Source organism: Bradyrhizobium sp. 141 (genome assembly GCF_023074055.1).
Classification (GTDB): Bacteria; Pseudomonadota; Alphaproteobacteria; order Rhizobiales; family Xanthobacteraceae; genus Bradyrhizobium.
Map to the genome: position 1 here is coordinate 1 of NZ_JADPKR010000048.1, position 19,071 is coordinate 19,071.

The following is a 19,071-nucleotide window of genomic DNA, read 5'->3' on the forward strand; positions in this document are numbered from 1 at the left end:
GCGGTGGGGGCGGCGGTGGGTTTGACGGCGCCTGGATCGTCACCAGCGTCGGCTGCGGCGGCTCGACGAGCGGCGCGGTTGTGGTCACCTCGGGCAGAGTCATTGGCGAGGGCGTGAGCGGAACCGTCAGCCCGAGCGGCTCGGTCAGCACGCGTGGCCAAGGCCAGGGCGTGACCTTCACGGGCTCCGGACGTCTCGGCGCACGCAGCGGGTCCGGCACCTGGCGCCGCTCCGACGGCTGCGGCGGAACCTGGACCTCAGCCAAGCAATAACGCGGGCAAAACACCGATTTCGCGGCGGAACCAACGCCGCGCAGGCCCGATTCAAGCCACATCCTCTCCGGATTTGCGGCTCATTGCCACCCAAGTGTTTGATGACAAAGGGGTGGTTAAGAGTTGCGTCATGCGTAACCGGGAGACCAGGATGGGCAACCGCACCGCAAAATTCGTATCCGCGCTGGTCGGCAGTGTCGTTGCCGGCCTGCCACTGGCCGCCGTGTCGCAGAACGCGCCGGACACACCGAGCACGGCCAACGCGGCTGCCGACTGTCTCGCCTCGCCGAAGGGCGCCGCGCCGCAGGGGCAGCACTGGTACTATCGCGTCGAACGCACGACCAAGCGGCAGTGCTGGTATCTGCGCGCCGCCGGCGCCAAAGCCTCCCAAACCGCGCAGGCGACGACCGACGCACAAGATACTGATTCAACCGCCCCGCAAGCCGTGCAGAACGCGCGAGCCGAATACGTTGCCCCGCAAGGTGCCGCGCCGGCTGCGCCGAACATGACCGCGCCTGCGCCGGTTGCGGCGGGCGCGCCGCCGGCCGCGCAACAGCCGGCGGCTCCTCTCGCCGAGACGGGGCAGCAGCCTGCCGTCGCCACGCGCTGGCCCGATGCTGCCATGCCGGCCGCCTCCCCCGCACCACAGCCGCAGCCGGCCGCGCCGCCGAGCGCGAAGCCGGCAAAGGCACCCGCCCCGATGGCTCCCGCCGCGGCAGAGAGCAGCGCCGACAAGCCGACCGGCTCGCTGCAGATGCTGCTGCTCGTGATCGGCGGCGCGCTGGCGCTCGCCGGCGTCCTCGCCAGCCTCATCTACCGCTTCGCCGGCGGACGCCGACGCGCCCAAGCCGCCGACCGCCGCGGGCATTGGGACGATTGGACGCCGCAGGACCATGACGCAAGCCGCGCGCCCTGGCTCGGTGCAACGCCGGCCGTCACGCCGCGCGCAGAGCCGCGCCCGGTCGACTTCGATGAAGCTCGGCCGCCGCAGACCGCGCAAATCGCTGCATTCACCAGGGAGATCGGCAGGATCGCGGCCCAATCCACCTCCATTCGCAATGCGGCCGCAGAGCTCGACAAGGCCGACATCTTCAACGCAGAGTTCGAGATCGAGGCATCGCCGCCACGGCTCGCTGCCAAGGACGCCGCCAAGGACGCTGCGAAGCACGCCGATGACCAAAAGCCTGCTGCTCAAGGCCAAACGAAACGCGATGAAGACGGTCAAGTCGAGGAAGCCGTCGACGTCGACGTGATCACCGCGATGCTGGAACGACTGGCGAAGCAAGGACCCCGGCTGCCGCAGCCTAGCCCTGAAGCTGACCTTGCAGACCTCGTACAAAGCCAACGAGCCCAGTCCGCCTCTCGCGCTTGAGGCGCTCGGCCTTCAGGATCGACTGCACCTCGGCGAAGGCTTCGTCAACGTCGTGGTTGATCACGATGTAGTCGTACTCGGCCCAGTGGCTCATCTCGTGGCTGGCGCGGCTCATGCGCTTGCGGATGACCTCGTCGGAATCCTGCGCACGCGAATGCAGGCGCTTTTCGAGATCGCTGACCGAGGGCGGCAGGATGAAGACGCTGACGACATCCTCACGGGCCTTGTGCTTCAATTGCTGCGTGCCCTGCCAGTCGATGTCGAACAGCACGTCCTGCCCGGCTGACAGCGCCGCTTCGACGGGGCCACGCGGAGTGCCGTAGCTGTTGTCGAACACCGTCGCCCATTCCAGCAGCTCGTCGGCCTTCACCATCGCCTCGAACGTGGCCTTGTCGACGAACGTATAATCCTTGCCGTTGACCTCGCCCGGCCGCATCGGCCGCGTGGTCGCGGAGACCGACATTTTCAGGCCGGACATACGGTCGATCAAGAGACGCGACAGCGTCGTCTTGCCCGCGCCCGAGGGCGAGGACAGCACGAACATCAATCCGCGCCGCTCGACACCGTCAGTTCCGTGACCGCCCGTCGTCATCGATCACTCCAGATTCTGGACCTGCTCGCGGAACTGCTCGACCACGTTTTTCATGGCCAGCCCCGTATTGGTCAGCTCGATGTCGTTCGACTTCGAGCAGCAGGTGTTGACCTCGCGGTGAAATTCCTGCGCCAGGAAGTCGAGCTTGCGGCCGATCGGGCCGCCTTTGCCGATCAGCTCGCGCGCCTGCGCGATGTGCGAGGCGATGCGGTCGAGCTCCTCGCGGATGTCGGCCCTGGTGGCGATCAGGATCGCTTCTTGCATCAGGCGGTCGGAATCGAAACGGTCGGAGGTGTCGAGCAGGCTCGCGATCTGTTCAGCGAGCCTGGCCTTGATCGCCTCCGGCTTGCGCCCGGGCGCGGCTTCCGCCTTTTTCGCCAGCTGCTCGACCTCGTCCACCCGCTGGATCAGGATCTGTCCCAGCGAAGTGCCCTCGCGCTTGCGCATCGCGACGAGCTCGTCGAGGGCCTTGTCGAAGGCCTCCGCGGCAGCGATACGCGCGGCCTTGTCCTCTTCCTCGTCGCCGTCGGGCTCGGCGACCTCGACGACGCCCTTGATGGCGAGCAGACCGTCGATGCTCGGGGCCACCGCGTCGACCTTGCCGGCGATCATTGCGGCGGCTTTCAGGACGGCGTTGAGCACGTCCTCGTTGACGCGAACCGTGGCCGCGGCGTTGGCGCGCTTGACGGTGAGATTGGCGTAGACGGTGCCGCGCGAGAGCAGCTCGCCGGCGCGTTTCTTGGCGTGGGCCTCGAGCTCGTCGAACCCCTGCGGCAGCCGCACCCTGAGGTCAAAGCCCTTGGCGTTGACCGACTTCAATTCCCATTCGAACGTGTACGGCCCGCTAGCGCCGTGGCTTCGGGCAAAGCCGGTCATGGACGACAGCGCCATCAGGTCAAATTCTCCAGGAACACAGGATTCGCGAGGCATCAAGCCACGCGAATCTTAAGACTATTTTGCGGGAAAGTGGAATCCGCAAAGTCCCGCAGGCAGGTCTGCAACGCGCCTAGCGCTGGACCACCGGCGGCGAGGGTTGCACCGCGCCTTGCCGCGCCGGTGCGGGATTGGCTGGATTGGCAGGTCGTGACGGCTGCTTTTTCTGCTGGTTGGGCCGCGCCGGCGTCGTCGCTGTCGGCGTATCGGCGGCGCCGGGCGCGGCGGCGGCGGGCGGCGGCGCATCCTCGGCCGGCTCCACCGTGTCGTTCTGGATCTGCTTTTCCATCGCGCGGAGCTTGGCCACGTTCTTCTGATGCGCGTCGTAAGTCTCGGTGAAGGCATGCCCGCCGGTGCCGTCGGCGACGAAATAGAGGTCGCGGGTGCGGGCCGGATTGGCGGCGGCCTCCAGCGAAGCGCGGCCGGGGTTGGAGATCGGGCCCGGCGGCAGGCCCTCGATCACATAGGTATTGTACGGCGAAGGCTGCGTGATCTCGCTGCGCTTGATCGGCCGGCCCAGCGTGCCCTTGCCGCCGACGAGGCCATAGATGATGGTCGGATCGGACTGCAGCTTGATGCGCTGCTTCAGGCGGTTGACGAACACCGCGGCGACGCGGCTGCGCTCGTCGGGCTTGCCGGTCTCCTTTTCGACGATCGAGGCCAGCGTCACCAGCTGCTCCGGCGACTTGACCGGAATGTCCTGATTGCGACGCTCCCAGATCTCGGCGAGCACACGCTTGTGCGCCTGCTGCATGCGCTGGACCACCTGCTCGCGCGGGGTGCCGCGGGGGAACTTGTAGGTCTCCGGCAGCAGCGTGCCCTCGCGGGGCAGCTCGCGCACGCTGCCGGTGAAGATGTCGTTGTCGGAAAGGCGCGCCACGATCTGCTCGGAGGTCAGGCCCTCCGGAATGGTGACCGCATGCTGCACCACCTTGCCCTCGACGATGGTGGCGATGACGTCGCGCAAGGATGCGTTCTTCTGGAACGAATACTCACCCGGCTTGAGGTCCGAGCTCGCCTTCAGCGCGGCGACGCTGGCGATGAACACCCAGGGATTGATGTCGGTGACGCCTTCCCGGTTCAGCGTCTCGGCGATGTCACGCTTGCCGGCGCGCTGCGGGATGTTGACGATCTTGTCGTCCTTGAGCGGCCCGGGCGCCTCAAGCACCTGCCGGCCGTAATAATAGACGCCGCCGGCGCCGAGCATGGCGATCAGCAGAAGGGTGATGATGGCGTTGCCGACGACCACGAAAGGATTGCGCGCACGCTCCGATCGCTTCGGCGGCGGCGGGAGTTGCTCGGGCTCGAGCGCTGCCCGCGGACTCCGGGGCGAAATGGGCGGCCTTTCACTCATCGAAACAACCTGAATCCTGCCGGTTCAATCGCGACCTGACAATCGCTTGCCCTGCCAAATGCACGCGCCCACTTCTATGACTATCGCCGAATACGGCAAAACGGTGGATTCGTCTCAAACGCAAACTAACTGGCCAAACGCCGGACGATTACCGACGCATTGGTACCGCCAAAACCAAACGAGTTCGACAGGGCGACATTGACCTCTCGCTTCTTCGCCGTGTGCGGCACGAGATCAATCGCAGTCTCCACCGACGGATTGTCGAGATTGATGGTCGGCGGCACGACATTATCGCGAATCGCGAGAATGGCGAAGATCGCTTCGATCGCACCGGCGGCGCCGAGGAGATGCCCCGTCGACGACTTGGTCGAGGACATCGCAACCTTGGAGGCGGCGTTGCCGAGCAGACGCTCGACGGCCCCGAGCTCGATCTCGTCGCCGAGCGGCGTCGAGGTACCGTGTGCGTTGATGTAGTCGAGATCGGACGCCGTGAGGCCCGCGCGCTTGAGCGCCGCCGACATGCTGCGGAAGCCGCCATCGCCATCGGGCGACGGCGAGGTGATGTGGTAGGCATCGCCCGACAGGCCGTAGCCGATGACCTCGGCATAGATCTTGGCGCCGCGGCGCCTGGCATGCTCGAGCTCTTCCAGCACGAGGACGCCGGCGCCCTCGCCCATCACGAAGCCGTCGCGGTCCTTGTCATAGGGACGCGAGGCCTTCGCGGGCGTCTCGTTGAAACCGGTCGAGAGCGCGCGCGCGGCGTTGAAGCCGGCAATGCCGATGCGGCTGATCGGCGACTCGGCGCCGCCTGCGACCATGACGTCGGCATCGCCCAGCGCGATCAGGCGGGCGGCATCGCCGACGGCGTGTGCCCCGGTCGAGCAGGCCGTGACCACCGAATGGTTCGGTCCCTTCAGCCCATGTGCGATCGAAACGTAGCCGGACGCGAGATTGATCAGGCGGCCCGGAATGAAGAACGGCGACACCCGGCGCGGTCCGCGCTCCTTCAAGAGGATCGCGGTCTCAGCGATGCCGCTGAGGCCGCCGATGCCGGATCCGATCATGGTTCCGGTCGCACACTTGTCTTCTTCGGACTCGGGGTGCCAGTTGGCGTCGTCGAGCGCCTGGCCGGCTGCGGCCATGCCGAAGATGATGAAGTCATCGACCTTGCGCTGGTCCTTCGGCTCCATCCACTTGTCGGGATTGAAGGTGTCGTTGGTGCCGTCGCCGCGTACGACGGTGCAGGCGTATTTTGTCTGAAGATCGGAGACGTCGAAGCTCTCGATCCGGCGCGCGCCGCTTTCGCCGTTGAGGATGCGTTTCCAGGTCGGTTCGACGCCGCAGCCGAGCGGCGACACCATGCCGAGACCAGTGACGACAACCCGCCTCATATCCGAAAACTCCGCATCGAAAGACTCACGGCCAATAACAAGAAACCGGCTGACCGCTGGGAAGCGGCCCGTCCGGTTTCAATGTTGTCCCCGCGAAATGAAGAGCCTTAGCTCTTCGCGTTCTTCTCGAGAAACTTCGTGGCGTCGCCGACGGTGAGAATCGTTTCCGCAGCGTCGTCCGGAATCTCGCAACCGAATTCCTCTTCGAACGCCATCACCAGCTCGACGGTGTCCAGACTGTCGGCGCCGAGGTCGTCGATGAAGCTCGCAGCGTCGACAACCTTCTCGGGTTCAACACCAAGGTGTTCGACCACGATCTTCTTAACCCGTTCGCCAATGTCACTCATTGCTTAACCTCGTGTTGTTCCCTGTAGACCCGACCCCCCGGGACGATACGAGCCGTCGTGGTCGTTTTACTTGCCTTCGCTTACGAACTTTAGATTTGGCCCCATCCTAACCGATAAAGGGCCCGGCGAACGACGGCCAAGGCTCCGCATCGCCAATATACAGGGTTTCAAAAACCTGCAATGGCGTTCTTTGCCCATCCGTTGAGCGTCCGGTTATCATACTTCAATTGCCTTGACTACAAGCCTCATTTCGCTCCGGAAACGGCCGTTTGCCGCATCTCGCACCGCCCGTATGGGCAGTGCGGAACGTAGCATCAGATCATGGCCATGCCGCCATTGACATGGATAGTTTGCCCGGTGACGTAAGCCGCTTCGTTCGAACTCAGGTAGACGGCGGCCGCTGCGATGTCCTCGGGCGAGCCCAGGCGGTTGGCCGGAACCTTGGTGAGAATCGTTTCGCGCTGCTTGTCGTTGAGCGCATCCGTCATTGGCGTCTTGATGAAGCCGGGCGCGATGCAGTTCGCGGTGACGCCGCGCTTGGCGTATTCGGCACCCAGCGTCTTGATCATGCCGATCAGGCCGGCCTTCGACGCCGTGTAGTTGCCCTGCCCGGGATTTCCGGTGACGCCGACCACGGAGGTGATGGCGATGATGCGGCCGAAGCGCTTGCGCATCATCAATTTGGTCGCGGCGCGCGCCAGGCGGAAGGTCGCGGTCAGATTGACATTGATGACCTCCTCCCAATCCTCGTCACGGAGCTGCACGAAGAGATTGTCGCGGGTGATGCCGGCATTGGCGACGAGGATGTCGACCTGGCCCATCGCCGCTTCCGCAGCAGGCACCAGCGCCTCGACCTCGTCGGCCTTGGAGAGATTGCAGGGTAACACAAAGGCGCGCTCGCCGAGCTTGCCGGCAAGCTCATCCAGCACCTCCTTGCGCGTTCCAGAAATCGCGACGGTGGCGCCCTGGGCGTGCAGCGCCTGCGCAATCGCGCCGCCGATGCCGCCGGTCGCGCCGGTGACGAGCGCCTTTTTGCCTGTCAGATCGAACATCGATAACAACTCCTCTAGGCCTGCTTCGCAGCGGCCAATGCATCCCTGGCGGCGGCAACGTCGTTGGGACCGCCGACCGCGACGCCGACGGCACCGTCCGCAATGCGCTTGACGAGACCCGTCAGCACCTTGCCGGCGCCGATCTCGAAGAAGCGGGTGACACCCTGCCCCGCCATATAGACAACCGACTCGCGCCAGCGCACCGTGCCGGTGACCTGCTCGACCAGTCGGCGGCGGATCTCGTCGGGATCGGTGATGGCGCTCGCCAGCACGTTCGACACCAGCGGGGCGGCCGGCGCCTTGATCGTGACCTTCGAGAGCGCATCCGCCATGGCATCCGCGGCCGGCTGCATCAGCTTGCAATGGAACGGGGCGGACACCGGCAGCAGCATCGCGCGCTTGGCGCCCTTGGTCTTGGCGATCTCGACGGCGCGATCAACCGCAGCCTTGTCGCCCGAGACCACAACCTGTCCGCCGCCATTGTCGTTGGCGGCTTGGCAGACCTGCCCCTGCGCCGCTTCATTGGCGACCTCCATGGCGGCCTCGTAGTCGAGACCAAGCAGCGCGGCCATCGCGCCGGCGCCGACCGGGACTGCCTTTTGCATTGCGAGACCGCGGGTGCGAAGCAGGCGGGCGGTGTCCGAAACCGTCAGGCTGCCGGCCGCAGCCAGCGCCGAATATTCACCGAGCGAGTGGCCGGCGACGAAGGCCGCGTCTCGTCCCACGGAAAAACCGGCCTCAGCCTCCAGCACGCGCAGGGTGGCGACAGACACCGCCATCAGCGCCGGCTGGGCGTTTTCGGTGAGCTGGAGGGTTTCGGCCGGACCATCCCAGATGATGGCCGTCAGCTTCTCGGAAAGCGCGGCATCGACCTCGTCGAACACGGCGCGCGCCACCGGAAAAGCGTCGGCCAGGGCCTTGCCCATGCCAACCGCCTGGGATCCCTGCCCCGGAAATGTGAATGCTGCCGTCATCGGCGCTCCCTGCTTGTCCGGCACGATCCCTCCTAAGAACCGGCAGCCGATTACGCGCGGCCTTGGGCTACGGTTCCTTGAGCCATGGTTCCGGATCATGCTCCAAAGGGGGCCGTAGACACTGTCCGGGGCCGAACTGTCAAGCCGAGATGGGAACTCTGGCCGGCATTCAACTGGGGATACGGCCCCTCAAAACCCGCCGGCGGTCTGGTTGGCGTCGACCTCTGCCCCCGCCTGCGCGCGGCGCGCGCTGTTCACCAACTGACCTGGCCGGTCGTCGCGGTCGGGCTTCGCCGTCGCCAGCCGCAGCACCGCTGCATAGCCCGGCTGCACCTCCATGCGGCCGGCATGCCGGCTCGCGCTCAGCAGCCGATGCACCTTCGGCAGATTGTAGCAAGGCACATAGAACAGCAGATGATGCTCGAGGTGATAGTTCACGTAGTACGGCGCGATGAACAGGCGCTCGAGAACATTGGCATGCGTGGTACGGGTGTTGCGCAAGGGATCGCTGCTGTCGGGGACGACGGCGTGCTCTGCAATATTACGGATGCGGGTGATGACCATCATCCAGGTCAGCAGCGGCAGCAGCCATAGCAGGGGATAGGCCCACCACACGCCGGCGGCCGCAAGCGCGGCGAACATCACGGCATTGACGAGGCATTGCGGGCCGAGCTTGTCCCAGAAATGCGTCAGGCGCCGGCGCCACGGCCAGTCCTTCGAGCCGAGCGCGTTGAGCAGCTGCGCCTTGCGCTGCTGGTAGCCGGTCTGTCCGGTGATATCGCGAATGAACTTGCGGCGGTAGCTCAGCTTCGTGATCGGAAACGGCGCCGACAGCACGAGATCGGGATCATCCTCCTGCTGCGTGCGCGCATGGTGCTGAAGGTGGTAGCGCCGGTAGCTGCGCGTCTCCGCAAACAGCGGATAGGCACAGAACCACTGGCTCAGGGTCAGATTGGTTTTCTCGTCGGCGGACAGGCAGCCATGGGCGCCGTCATGCATCAGGATCGCTAGGCCCAGCTGGCGCGAGCCGATAATCGCGACGGCGAGGACGTAAGTGACCGGATTGGGCCACCATGCGACCAAAGCAATCGCGCCAATGATCAGCGCCCAGGCGTGCGCGATCAACGCAACACCTTTCCAGGTCACACGCTCTCGCACGTCGGCAAGTTGATCGTCGGTCAGGAAATCGCGGGCACGCATGCGAAGCGCGGTCATGGCCTAGCCTTCCTCGTTCGAATTGCCTGATGCGTCGCGCTCCTCGACGAGGCGCAGGCGCGCGGCATCGCCCGTGGATTTCGCCTGCTCGCCGAGCACGCGCAGCATCTCGGCGCACAGCGCCTCGGGCGAACGGCCCATCGCATAGCCTTCGAGGATGACGCCGATGGCGACGGCCCAGAACCGCCGCGAGCTTTCGTCGGGCGCGCGCAGCGAGCGCCAGCCGTGCCGTGCCACCTGGTCGGCGTAAGCGCGCGCGCCTTCGCCGTGCAGGCGCTCGATGGTGCGCTCGACGAGCGGTGCAAGATCCTGGCGGCGCCGCGTCAATGTCAGCGCTTCGGCGAAGAAAGCGACTGAATCGCTCGCCGTCACGGTCTGTGCCAGCGCCTGCGTGTAGTCCCACGGCGTGCGCGCCTTCAAGGCCGCCTGCTCGGTGGCGCGCGCCAGATACAGCAGCTCGCGGCAGGCGCATTCGACGAACAGCGCCTCCTTGGTGCGGAAGTAATAGGTGATCTGGCTTGGGAACGCATCCGCGGCGGCGGCGATGTCGGTGATCGCCGTGCCAGACAGCCCCCGCTCCCGAAATAGCGGGCTCGCAGCATCCAGCAGCAGCGAGCGCATCTTGCGGCCGGCCGATCGTGTGGCGCGCACGGCGTGCTTGGGGTCGCCTGCCGACGCGTCAAACGGAGCCTGGACCGAATCACCCGTCATCAGCACCTCCCGATCCTTTGTTTGTATGGCATACAAACAAAGAGGTCAAGCTGATACGGGAGGATGGGCTTCGGCCGCCCCATGTCGGCATCATCGGGCCGAAAACGGGGCGCTCCAACCTTGCCAAGTCAGCCAAAATCCGTATAAGGCGCGCATCCGCAGACCCCGGCCGGGAGCTGAACGGACGGTCTCAGCAAATCATTCGTGATTTTGGTGTGGCAGGGCCAGTCGGCCCGTCGTCCCGTGTTTCCGCCTTCTGAGCTTAATCCCAGAGTCCTTTCCGAAGGCCTCTTAAGGGCTTGACGCCGGGCGATGCGCCAACATGAGGAAAGGACCACCATGGCTCTTTATGAGCATGTTTTTCTCGCGCGTCAGGACGCGAGCACGCAGCAGGTCGAAGAGCTGACTGCGCAGATGACCGGCATCGTCGAGGGTCTCGGCGGCAAGGTCACCAAGACCGAGAATTGGGGCGTGCGCTCCCTCACCTATCGCATGAACAAGAACCGCAAGGCGCACTTCGTGCTGCTCAACATCGACGCGCCGTCCGCGGCGATCGCCGAGATCGAGCGCCAGGAGCGTATCAGCGAAGACGTGATCCGCTATCTCAGCGTCCGCGTCGAGGAACTCGAGGAAGGCCCGTCCGCGATGATGCGCAAGGCCGACCGTGATCGCGAACGTGACGATCGTGGCGGCGGCTTCCGCGGCGAGCGTGAAGGCGGCTTCCGTGGCGACCGCGAGGGCGGTTTCCGTGGTGGCGATCGTGACGGTGGTGGCTTCCGCGGCGACCGCGGCCCGCGCCGCCCGCGCGAAGAAGCTGAAACCACGACGACGGATGGGGAGTAAGAACAATGGCTGAAGCTGGTGCACGCCGCCCGTTTTTCCGTCGTCGCAAGAGCTGCCCGTTCACGGGCGCCAATGCTCCCAAGATCGACTACAAGGACTCCAAGCTGCTGATGCGTTACGTCTCCGAGCGCGGCAAGATCGTGCCGAGCCGCATCACCGCGGTGTCCGCGAAGAAGCAGCGTGAGCTCGCCCGCGCCATCAAGCGCGCGCGGTTCCTGGGCCTGTTGCCCTACGTCATTCGCTAAGACGACCAATTCGACCGGCGGCCGTTGAGCCGCCGGTCGCCACTTTTTCGAACTCATAAGGCTTCCGGGTCGTCCGGTCGCCGATGGTTGGGGCAAGCCGCCTCTAACCGCTCGAAGGGAGCGGGACAGCTGATGATGGCCTTTGTGCTGATAGCTCTGATCGCCGGCGCTGCGTCGGCCCTGATGTTCGCCTCGATTATTTCGGGCGCGCTGATTTCGCTCGTCCTGTTCTATCTCGCACCGCTGCCGCTGATGGTCGCCGCGATCGGCTGGGGACCGCTATGCGCGAGCCTCGGCGGCATCGCTGCTGCGATCGGCCTCGGCGCCCTGTTCGGCCTGCCCTATTGCATCGCGTTCGCCGTCACCGTCGCGCTGCCGGCGTGGTGGCTCGGCCATCTCGTCCTGCTCAGCCGGCCGGCGGAACATGTCGCGCCAGACGCCTCCACCGAACCGCCCGCCGAGCTCGAGTGGTATCCGGTCGGCCGCATCCTGTTGTGGCTCGCGGGCTTCGCCACACTGACCACGATCGCCGCGCTGCTCACACTCGGAACCGACGCCGAAACCATCCTCGGCACGCTGCGGCGCGGCCTGATGCGTCTCCTCCGGGCCACCGACCCGCAAACCTCCGGCGAAGCCAGTCAGTTCGTCGACGCGCTGGTGCGCATCGCACCGGCCGGAGCCACCATCATCGCGATGATGACGCTGACCCTCAACCTCTGGCTCAGCGCCAAGGTCACGGCGACGTCGGGCCGGCTGCGGCGCCCGTGGCCGGACATGATGACGGCGGAGCTGCCGCCTATGACGCTGGTGGCGCTCTGCATCGCGCTCGCCTTCTGCTTCACCAGCGGGCTGCTTGCGATCGTCGCACAGATCACCGCGGCGGCGCTGATGATGGGTTATGCGCTGACCGGCTTTGCCGTGCTGCATACGCTCACACTGGCGCTGAAGAGCCGCACGTTCTGGCTCGGCTCGACCTACGTCGTCGTGGTCGTGTTCGGATGGCCCGTGATCGCGATGGTGATCCTCGGCCTTGCGGATGCCGTGTTCGGCTTCCGCGAGCGTTTCCTGCGCAGCCGGCAGCCGCCGCCACTGCCGACCCCTTAAGTCAACCCCCGGAACTGAAACCTACAAACCACTTCAAAAGGAGAACGAATATGGAAGTCATTTTGCTGGAACGCGTCAACAAGCTCGGCCAGATGGGCGAAGTCGTAAAGGTTCGCGACGGCTATGCCCGCAATTTCCTGCTCAAGCGCGGCAAGGCATTGCGCGCCACCGCCGACAACCGTTCCAAGTATGACGGCATGAAGGCCGAGCTCGAGGCCCGCAACCTCCAGGCCAAGGGCGAGGCGTCCAAGGTTGCCGAGAAGATCGCAGGCAAGAACATCATCGTGATCCGCCAGGCTTCCGAAGCTGGCCAGCTGTTCGGCTCGGTCACGGTGCGTGACATCGTCATGGCGTTCGAGGCCGACGGCATCCACCTCGACCGTCCGCAGGTGCAGCTCGACGCGCCGATCAAGACCATCGGCAAGCACACGGTCACGGTTGCCGTTCACCCCGAGGTCGAAGTCGAGATCACCGTCACGGTCGCGCGCAGCCAGGACGAGGCCGAGCGCATCAACCGCGGCGAGGACATCTCGACCCGTAACGAGGACCGCGACGCGGCCGCCGAGGCGATCGCCGCCGCCGGCGAGTTCTTCGATCCGGAAGCCGAGCACGACGAAGCCGAGCCGGCGCCGGCCGCGGAAGAGAAATAAGCCTCGCATTCGCGCGAGACCACGAAGCCCGGCTGCCTCAGGCAGCCGGGTTTTTCGTTTTCATGGCCACGTCCTCGCTCAACATCGCGATCGAGGCCAGCGCCGTTGCGGTGTGCTTCTCGACACCGTCGCTGACGCAGAACACGTCGGCCGCAACCACCGACACCTGACGGCCCGGCTTGATCACACGGGCACGGCAGATCAGCTTCTCGCCGACCGCGGGCGACAACAGATTGAGCTTGTATTCCGCCGTCAGCGCCGGCTGGCCGCGCGAGGTGGCGGCAGCGATCGTGGTGGCGTTGTCGACCAGAAAGGCGGTGACGCCGCCGTGGAAGAAGCCGTGCTGCTGTAGCAGCTCCGGCCGGCGATCCACGGCAATCGTGCAGGTGCCGCGCGACAATTCGGACAGCTCGGCGCCGACCAGGTTCATGAAGCCCTGCCGGCCGACATTGGCATGGATGTGCTCGGCGACGGCCGCGAATTCGGGATCTGCTTCGGCACGCATGCAGTCTCTCCTTATTGCTTGTTGATGCGATCGAGTGGCCGTAGCGCACGGATGGCGCAGGCGATCAGCGTGTCGGCCTCGCTGCGCGGATCGGTGCGGTCGCGTCCCGACAAAAAGGCGCGGCAGAAAATCTGCGCCGGGCCGATCAGCTGGCTGACGAACATCACTGGTTTCATCGGCAAGAGTTCGCCGCCAGCAACCAATGGCGCCCGCCAGCGCTCGATACCCTCCGCAAGGCGCGCATTCTGCGCGCGCTGGGCGTCGCGCAAATCCGCACCCCACTCGCTCCGGGAAATCTCGAAGAGGTAGCGCGCCTCACACCGGCTTGTCACGACCCAGTCGAGATGCGCCCGGATCAAGCGATCGATGCCCTGCTCCGCATCGGGCACGGGATCGAGCGCAGCCAGCACCGCGACGTGATAGTGCTGCAAGACCTCCAGGAACAGCGCACCAGCGAGCTCCTTCTTCGAGCCGAAGGCGTGAAAGAAACTGCCATTGGAGGCGCGCGCCCGGGTGCGGATCGCCGCGACCGTCGCAGCTTCGAATCCGACGCGGTCGAACACGATCAGCCCGGCTTCCAACAGGTCGTCTCGCACGCTCGCCGTCATCGACATCTCCTAGAGTATTACTCTAGAGCAATACTCTAACCGTGGTCAATGCGATGCGGGGGCCGCGATGAACGCAGCCCCCGCCTGTCGATCAAAAATAGCGGCTTAGCGCGAGATCGGCGGTGCCGGCGGACCGGACGACCCGGCTGGCGCTGCAGGCGGGGCTGCAGCGGTTGCGGGCGGCGCCGGCTCCTGTGGTTTGGCCGCCGGTTCGGAGCTGGCCGCAGGCGCGGCCGGCTTGGGAGCAGCCTCTTCCGCCGCCTTGGGTGCGGCCGGCTCGGCAGGCTTCGCGGCGGTTGGGGCAGCCGGTGTTACCGGCGGGACCGGATCAGGCCGCAGTGCCGGAGCTTCGCTGCCGCGGGGCTCAACCTTGGCGCTGTCCGGCTTGGCCTCAACGGGCTTCTCGGACGCCTTGCTGCTGTCCGGCTTGGCCTCATCGCGGCCGGGCTCGACCTTGGCCGCGTCGGGCCTTGGCTCGCTCTTCTTCTCTTCAGTGACTGGCGCGGTGGCGTCCACCTTCGGCGCCTCCTCGGTACCGGGCTTGCCGCGGCGCTTGCCTTTGCGACCCTCGGGCGATGCCTGTCCCTCGGGCTTGGCGCTATCCTTCGCTCCCTCCTCGGCCGGCCGCGCAGCACGCTTCTGGCGCGCGCCCTCTGCCGCGGGAGCAGCCTCGCCGTCCGGCCTGGCGGCGTCCTGAGCGCGCGGGCGGCGGCCCTGATGCTCGCCCGCCTGTCCCGGAGCGGTGTTCGCTTCCTTCTCCTTGGCGCCGTCCTTCTTGTCCTTCCCGTCCTTGGCCTGGTAGCGGGTGTCGGTGGCCCCGTTGGAGACGAGATAGGAGGCGAGGATCCCCGCCATGTCCGAGCTCGTGGTGTAGTGCTGGCGCAGGAAGCCCGGCAGCGAACCCGGCGCGACGGACTTCAGAAGTCCGCGCGGGCTCTTGTGGCAGGCATTGCAGGTCTGCGCGAAAAGCTGAGACGGGGTCTTGCCGGCCTCGAGGTTGGTCGCCTGCGCAAAAACGGTATCGGCGGCGCCAAAGCCGATCAGAAGCAATACCGTCGCGAGGCTGAGCGCTCGGCTCGACATTCCCATCATCTCCATTGAATTCCGAGGGGTGCAGCCGGCCTCCGGCGCAGCGGCGGGTCACCTTTTATCCGATTGAGCCGCGAATGGAAGCAGCCTCCATGCGCAAGGATGTGATTAAGCGCTTTTCGAATATCGGCTGTGAACTCAGCGCAATAGCGCAGCCGCCCCTCCCTCCCCAGATTGGATGCAAACGCATAGGAACCGCTGCGCCGCCTGGGCGTCAGATCTGAAGGCCGGGTTAGTCGCATCTTTCGGGTTCGCTCGAGAGGAAATGTCGATGGACCGTTTGTTGCGTAGATTCCTGTCCCAATTCATCCGCCGCGGGTCGATGACGGTGACCGGCGCAAGCGGGGTGAAATTCGCCGTCGGCGACGGCGCCGGCGTTCCGGTTGCGGTGCGCTTCGTTACCCCGGACGCCGAGCGGAAGATCCTCGTCAATCCCGAGCTCGGGCTTGGCGAGGCCTACATGGACGGCGAGTTCGTGGTCGAACGCGGCACCATAGCTGATGCCCTCGCGGTCCTGCTCGATCAACCCGACCTGTTGCCGCAGTGGGCAAAACCCTGGTGGCATCTGCGCTATCTGACGCGGCACCTGAAGCAGTTCAATCCGCGCTCGCGCGCCCGCGACAACGTCGCGCATCACTACGATCTCGACGCCCGGCTCTATTCGCTCTTCCTAGACGCCGACAAGCAGTACAGCTGCGCCTATTTCCAGACGCCAGCGACGACGCTCGACGATGCGCAGCTCGCCAAGAAACGGCACATTGCCGCCAAGCTGCTCATCAAGCCCGGCCAGCGCGTGCTCGACATCGGCTCGGGCTGGGGCGGGCTCGGGCTCTATCTCGCCGAGATGGCCCGCGCCGACGTCACCGGCATCACGCTCTCGACCGAACAGTTGCAGATCGCCAATGCACGCGCCTCCGAAAAAGGCTTGACGGGCTCGGCCAGATTCCTGCTCCAGGACTATCGCGACATCGCCGGCCCGTTCGACCGCATCGTTTCGGTCGGCATGTTCGAGCATGTCGGCGCCCGCTTCTACGACACCTACTTCCAGCGCTGCGCCGAGCTGTTGAGCGAGGACGGCGTCATGCTGCTGCATTCGATCGGCCGTTCGCAGGGCCCGGATTCGACCAATCCCTGGATCGCCAAATACATCTTCCCCGGCGGCTACATCCCCGCTTTGTCGGAGGTGCTGCCGGCGATCGAGCGCGCGGGCCTGCTGATCTGCGATATCGAGATCCTGCGCCTGCACTATGCCGAGACGCTGAAGGCCTGGCGGGAGCGCTTCATGGCGCGGCGCGAGGAGGCCGTGCAGCTCTACGACGAGCGGTTCGCCTTGATGTGGGAATTTTATCTCGCGGCCTGCGAGATGACGTTCCGCAAGCAGAACATGATGAACTTCCAGATCCAGGTCACCCGCCGCCAGGGCGTGGTGCCGACGACCCGCGACTACATGCCGCGTGAGGAAGCCCGGCTGCGGGCTCGCGAAGGCGCGACCAGGCCGAGGCTGAAATTGGCTGGTGAATAGGTCCTAGTGACGCAGGGTCGAAATCTCGGAGGAGCGGAAAAGCGCCGTTAACGCCAATTGCGCCCGCAGTTCGGCCAGGATTTCGGGTGCGACAGGCTGGCGACGCACTTCGGGCCGTTCAGCGTGCTCCATGGCCGCAATCAACCCCGACAGCCAAAGCCGGCTAGCTGCCTCGCTTCGCCCGATCTGGTGCTGCCGTTCTGGCCGCATCGCTTGCCTCGTTCCCTGTTGGCGGACCGCGGGAGACAATTCCCTGCCCGTCCACCTGTTCCGGTCATACCCCCGAAAGAATCCGGGAAGATGTGATCCACTTCACATAAGTCTGGTCGGCCCTGGCTTAGACCGTCGCCATGAGCAAAGAGACCCAAACCTCATTCGACGTGCAGGACGACCTCCGCACCGATTACGCCCTGATCGTTACCGGCGTCGGGGCGGCTCTGGTTGCGCTGGTCTACCTCCTGCTGGTCTGAACCGAGCCGAAAGCTCCCAGGGTTGCGTCAATTCGCGCGCTATCCGGTACGTCTGCGCGCCAATCCATTAGGTTCACGGCTTCAGGAATTTTCCATGGCGCGGTCGCGGCTGCTTCCAGGCCGCACCGGTTCCGCGAAAATCCGTCAAGCGCGGTGCGTGCTGCGACCGCCAATCATCCACCATTTTAACTGAGCGGTTGATAGCGGTCAGCTTTCGCTTCCGCTTTGCACCGAGGCGGCGCTTTATCCCGGCCCCGCATCCGCCCAAGAAAATTGCTAAGCACGTCCGACCATGGCCCTGACTGATTCGAACGTTCTCAAACTCGCGCCCGACGCAGGAACTCCCGCCTATCGGAGCGCGCCGCACAATATCGAGGCGGAACAGAGCCTTCTGGGCGCGATCCTGGTCAACAACGACGCCTTCTACCGCGTCTCCGACTTCCTGGAGGCGAAGCATTTCTTCGAGCCGCTGCACCAGACCATCTTCGAGACCGCCGGCAGCCTGATCCGGATGGGCAAGATCGCGACGCCCGTCACGCTGAAGACGTTCCTGCCCGCCGATACCGATATCGGCGGCATGACCATCGGGCAGTATCTTGCGCGGCTCGCCGCCGAAGCGACCACCATCATCAACGCGCAGGACTACGGCCGCACGGTCTACGACCTGTCGCTGAGGCGCGACCTGATCGGCATCGGCGAGGACATGGTCAACGTCGCCTATGACGCGCCGGTCGATTTCCAGCCGCGGGCGCAGATCGAGGACGCCGAGCGCAAGCTTTACGAGCTCGCCGAATCCGGCCGCTATGACGGCGGCTTCCAGAAATTCTCGCAGGCACTGGCGGTCGCGGTCGATCTCGCCGCAAAAGCGTTCCAGCGCGACGGCAAGCTGTCCGGCATCTCGACGGGCATGCGCGACCTCGACACCAAGATGGGCGGCCTGCAGAGCTCCGACCTCATCATCGTCGCGGGACGTCCCGGCATGGGCAAGACGTCGCTGGCGACCAACATCGCCTACAACGTCGCCCAGGCCTATGTTCCGGAGCTCCAGGCCGACGGCACCATGAAGGCTGCCAATGGTGGCGTGATCGGCTTCTTCTCCTGCGAAATGTCGGCCGACCAGCTCGCCACGCGTATCGTGGCCGAGCGCACCGGTGTTCCCTCCTCCCACATCCGCCGCGGCGGCATCTCGGAAGCCGATTTCGAGAAGATCCGCGAGGTCTCGATCGAGCTGCAGTCGCTGCCCTTCTACGTGGACGCCACCGGCGGCCTGTCGATCGCGCAGCTGATGGCGCGGGCGCGCCGGCTGAAGCGCCAGAAGGGCCTCGACCTGCTCGTGATCGACTACATCCAGCTGCTCTCGGGCTCGGGCAAGCGGAGCGATAATCGCGTGCAGGAAATCACTGAGATCACGACCAGCCTGAAGGCACTGGCCAAGGAGCTCAACGTTCCCGTCATCGCGCTGTCGCAGCTCTCGCGTCAGGTCGAATCGCGTGACGACAAGCGGCCGCAGCTCTCGGATCTGCGTGAATCCGGCTCGATCGAGCAGGACGCCGACGTCGTGCTGTTCGTCTACCGCGAGGAATATTACCTCGCGATGAAGGAGCCCCGCCCAGGCACGCCTGAACACGAGAAGTGGCAGCTTGACATGAGTCTTGCGCACGGAAAAGCCGAGGTCATCATCGGCAAGCAGCGCCACGGTCCGACCGGCACCGTCGATTTGGCGTTCGAAGCCTCGGTCACGCGGTTCGGCGACCTCGCGCCTGACAGTCAGGTGCCGGCCCGCAGCGGCAGCGACTACTGAGTTCCTTGAACCAGAACGGCC

The 19,071-nt window shown here is 65.4% G+C and carries 19 protein-coding genes and 1 pseudogene; 8 read left to right on the plus strand and 12 right to left on the minus strand.

The window, feature by feature from the left end:
* Positions 1-272 (plus strand): annotated as a pseudogene (locus tag IVA81_RS13825) (hypothetical protein); the annotation flags it as partial.
* A gap of 151 nt (positions 273-423) precedes the next feature.
* Positions 424-1,644, plus strand: coding sequence for a hypothetical protein (locus IVA81_RS13830; RefSeq protein ID WP_247318448.1), 1,221 nt, complete (start codon positions 424-426; stop codon positions 1,642-1,644).
* Here the strand turns inward: IVA81_RS13830 and gmk are convergent.
* The 9 genes from gmk to IVA81_RS13875 form a co-directional block, all read right to left on the minus strand.
* On the minus strand, positions 1,577-2,236 hold the full coding sequence (gene gmk / locus IVA81_RS13835; RefSeq protein ID WP_247318452.1) for a guanylate kinase: 660 nt from the start codon (positions 2,234-2,236) through the stop codon (positions 1,577-1,579). The genes IVA81_RS13830 and gmk overlap by 68 nt on opposite strands.
* A gap of 3 nt (positions 2,237-2,239) precedes the next feature.
* The gene (locus IVA81_RS13840) at positions 2,240-3,127 is read right to left on the minus strand and encodes a YicC/YloC family endoribonuclease (protein ID WP_247318455.1); all 888 of its coding nucleotides are present in this window, start codon (positions 3,125-3,127) and stop codon (positions 2,240-2,242) included.
* Positions 3,128-3,242: 115 nt separating this feature from the next.
* Positions 3,243-4,523, minus strand: a complete 1,281-nt coding sequence (gene mltG / locus IVA81_RS13845; protein WP_247318472.1) for an endolytic transglycosylase MltG — start codon at positions 4,521-4,523, stop codon at positions 3,243-3,245.
* Between the two features lie 125 nt (positions 4,524-4,648).
* Positions 4,649-5,914 (minus strand): beta-ketoacyl-ACP synthase II, encoded by a 1,266-nt coding sequence (gene fabF, locus IVA81_RS13850; RefSeq protein ID WP_247318492.1) that lies wholly within the window; start codon positions 5,912-5,914, stop codon positions 4,649-4,651.
* A gap of 107 nt (positions 5,915-6,021) precedes the next feature.
* Entirely contained in the window at positions 6,022-6,261 is a 240-nt protein-coding gene (locus IVA81_RS13855; protein WP_008130699.1) for an acyl carrier protein, read from the minus strand.
* Positions 6,262-6,575: 314 nt separating this feature from the next.
* Positions 6,576-7,313 carry a 3-oxoacyl-[acyl-carrier-protein] reductase gene (gene fabG, locus IVA81_RS13860; RefSeq protein WP_247318495.1) on the minus strand — a complete coding sequence of 246 codons (738 nt, stop codon included), beginning with the start codon at positions 7,311-7,313 and terminating at the stop codon, positions 6,576-6,578.
* A gap of 14 nt (positions 7,314-7,327) precedes the next feature.
* Positions 7,328-8,287, minus strand: a complete 960-nt coding sequence (fabD, locus tag IVA81_RS13865) for an ACP S-malonyltransferase (RefSeq protein WP_247318498.1) — start codon at positions 8,285-8,287, stop codon at positions 7,328-7,330.
* A gap of 189 nt (positions 8,288-8,476) precedes the next feature.
* Positions 8,477-9,502 carry a fatty acid desaturase family protein gene (locus tag IVA81_RS13870; protein ID WP_247318500.1) on the minus strand — a complete coding sequence of 342 codons (1,026 nt, stop codon included), beginning with the start codon at positions 9,500-9,502 and terminating at the stop codon, positions 8,477-8,479.
* A gap of 3 nt (positions 9,503-9,505) precedes the next feature.
* A complete protein-coding gene (locus IVA81_RS13875; protein WP_247318503.1) occupies positions 9,506-10,213 on the minus strand; it encodes a TetR/AcrR family transcriptional regulator C-terminal domain-containing protein in 708 nt (235 codons plus the stop codon).
* A 339-nt stretch (positions 10,214-10,552) separates the two neighbouring features.
* Between IVA81_RS13875 and rpsF the strand changes: the two genes are divergently transcribed.
* From rpsF to rplI, 4 genes are all read left to right on the plus strand, one after another.
* Entirely contained in the window at positions 10,553-11,056 is a 504-nt protein-coding gene (gene rpsF / locus IVA81_RS13880; protein WP_212086282.1) for a 30S ribosomal protein S6, read from the plus strand.
* 5 nt (positions 11,057-11,061) lie between these two features.
* Positions 11,062-11,301 carry a 30S ribosomal protein S18 gene (gene rpsR / locus IVA81_RS13885; RefSeq protein WP_007592020.1) on the plus strand — a complete coding sequence of 80 codons (240 nt, stop codon included), beginning with the start codon at positions 11,062-11,064 and terminating at the stop codon, positions 11,299-11,301.
* 132 nt (positions 11,302-11,433) lie between these two features.
* Positions 11,434-12,405 carry a DUF2232 domain-containing protein gene (locus IVA81_RS13890; RefSeq protein ID WP_247318506.1) on the plus strand — a complete coding sequence of 324 codons (972 nt, stop codon included), beginning with the start codon at positions 11,434-11,436 and terminating at the stop codon, positions 12,403-12,405.
* Between the two features lie 50 nt (positions 12,406-12,455).
* Positions 12,456-13,055, plus strand: coding sequence for a 50S ribosomal protein L9 (gene rplI, locus IVA81_RS13895; RefSeq protein ID WP_247318508.1), 600 nt, complete (start codon positions 12,456-12,458; stop codon positions 13,053-13,055).
* 37 nt (positions 13,056-13,092) lie between these two features.
* Here the strand turns inward: rplI and IVA81_RS13900 are convergent, their stop codons facing one another.
* From IVA81_RS13900 to IVA81_RS13910, 3 genes are all read right to left on the minus strand, one after another.
* Entirely contained in the window at positions 13,093-13,560 is a 468-nt protein-coding gene (locus IVA81_RS13900) for a PaaI family thioesterase (protein WP_247318510.1), read from the minus strand.
* Positions 13,561-13,571: 11 nt separating this feature from the next.
* The gene (locus IVA81_RS13905) at positions 13,572-14,168 is read right to left on the minus strand and encodes a TetR/AcrR family transcriptional regulator (protein WP_247318527.1); all 597 of its coding nucleotides are present in this window, start codon (positions 14,166-14,168) and stop codon (positions 13,572-13,574) included.
* Between the two features lie 105 nt (positions 14,169-14,273).
* Positions 14,274-15,251: a hypothetical protein gene (locus IVA81_RS13910; protein WP_247318529.1), complete on the minus strand. Its 978-nt coding sequence runs from the start codon at positions 15,249-15,251 to the stop codon at positions 14,274-14,276.
* 277 nt (positions 15,252-15,528) lie between these two features.
* On the opposite strand from IVA81_RS13910, the gene IVA81_RS13915 reads away from it, so the two are divergent.
* Positions 15,529-16,779: a cyclopropane-fatty-acyl-phospholipid synthase family protein gene (locus IVA81_RS13915; protein WP_247318548.1), complete on the plus strand. Its 1,251-nt coding sequence runs from the start codon at positions 15,529-15,531 to the stop codon at positions 16,777-16,779.
* A gap of 762 nt (positions 16,780-17,541) precedes the next feature.
* Positions 17,542-19,050 carry a replicative DNA helicase gene (locus IVA81_RS13920; protein ID WP_247318551.1) on the plus strand — a complete coding sequence of 503 codons (1,509 nt, stop codon included), beginning with the start codon at positions 17,542-17,544 and terminating at the stop codon, positions 19,048-19,050.
* The last annotated feature ends 21 nt before the right edge of the window (positions 19,051-19,071 follow it).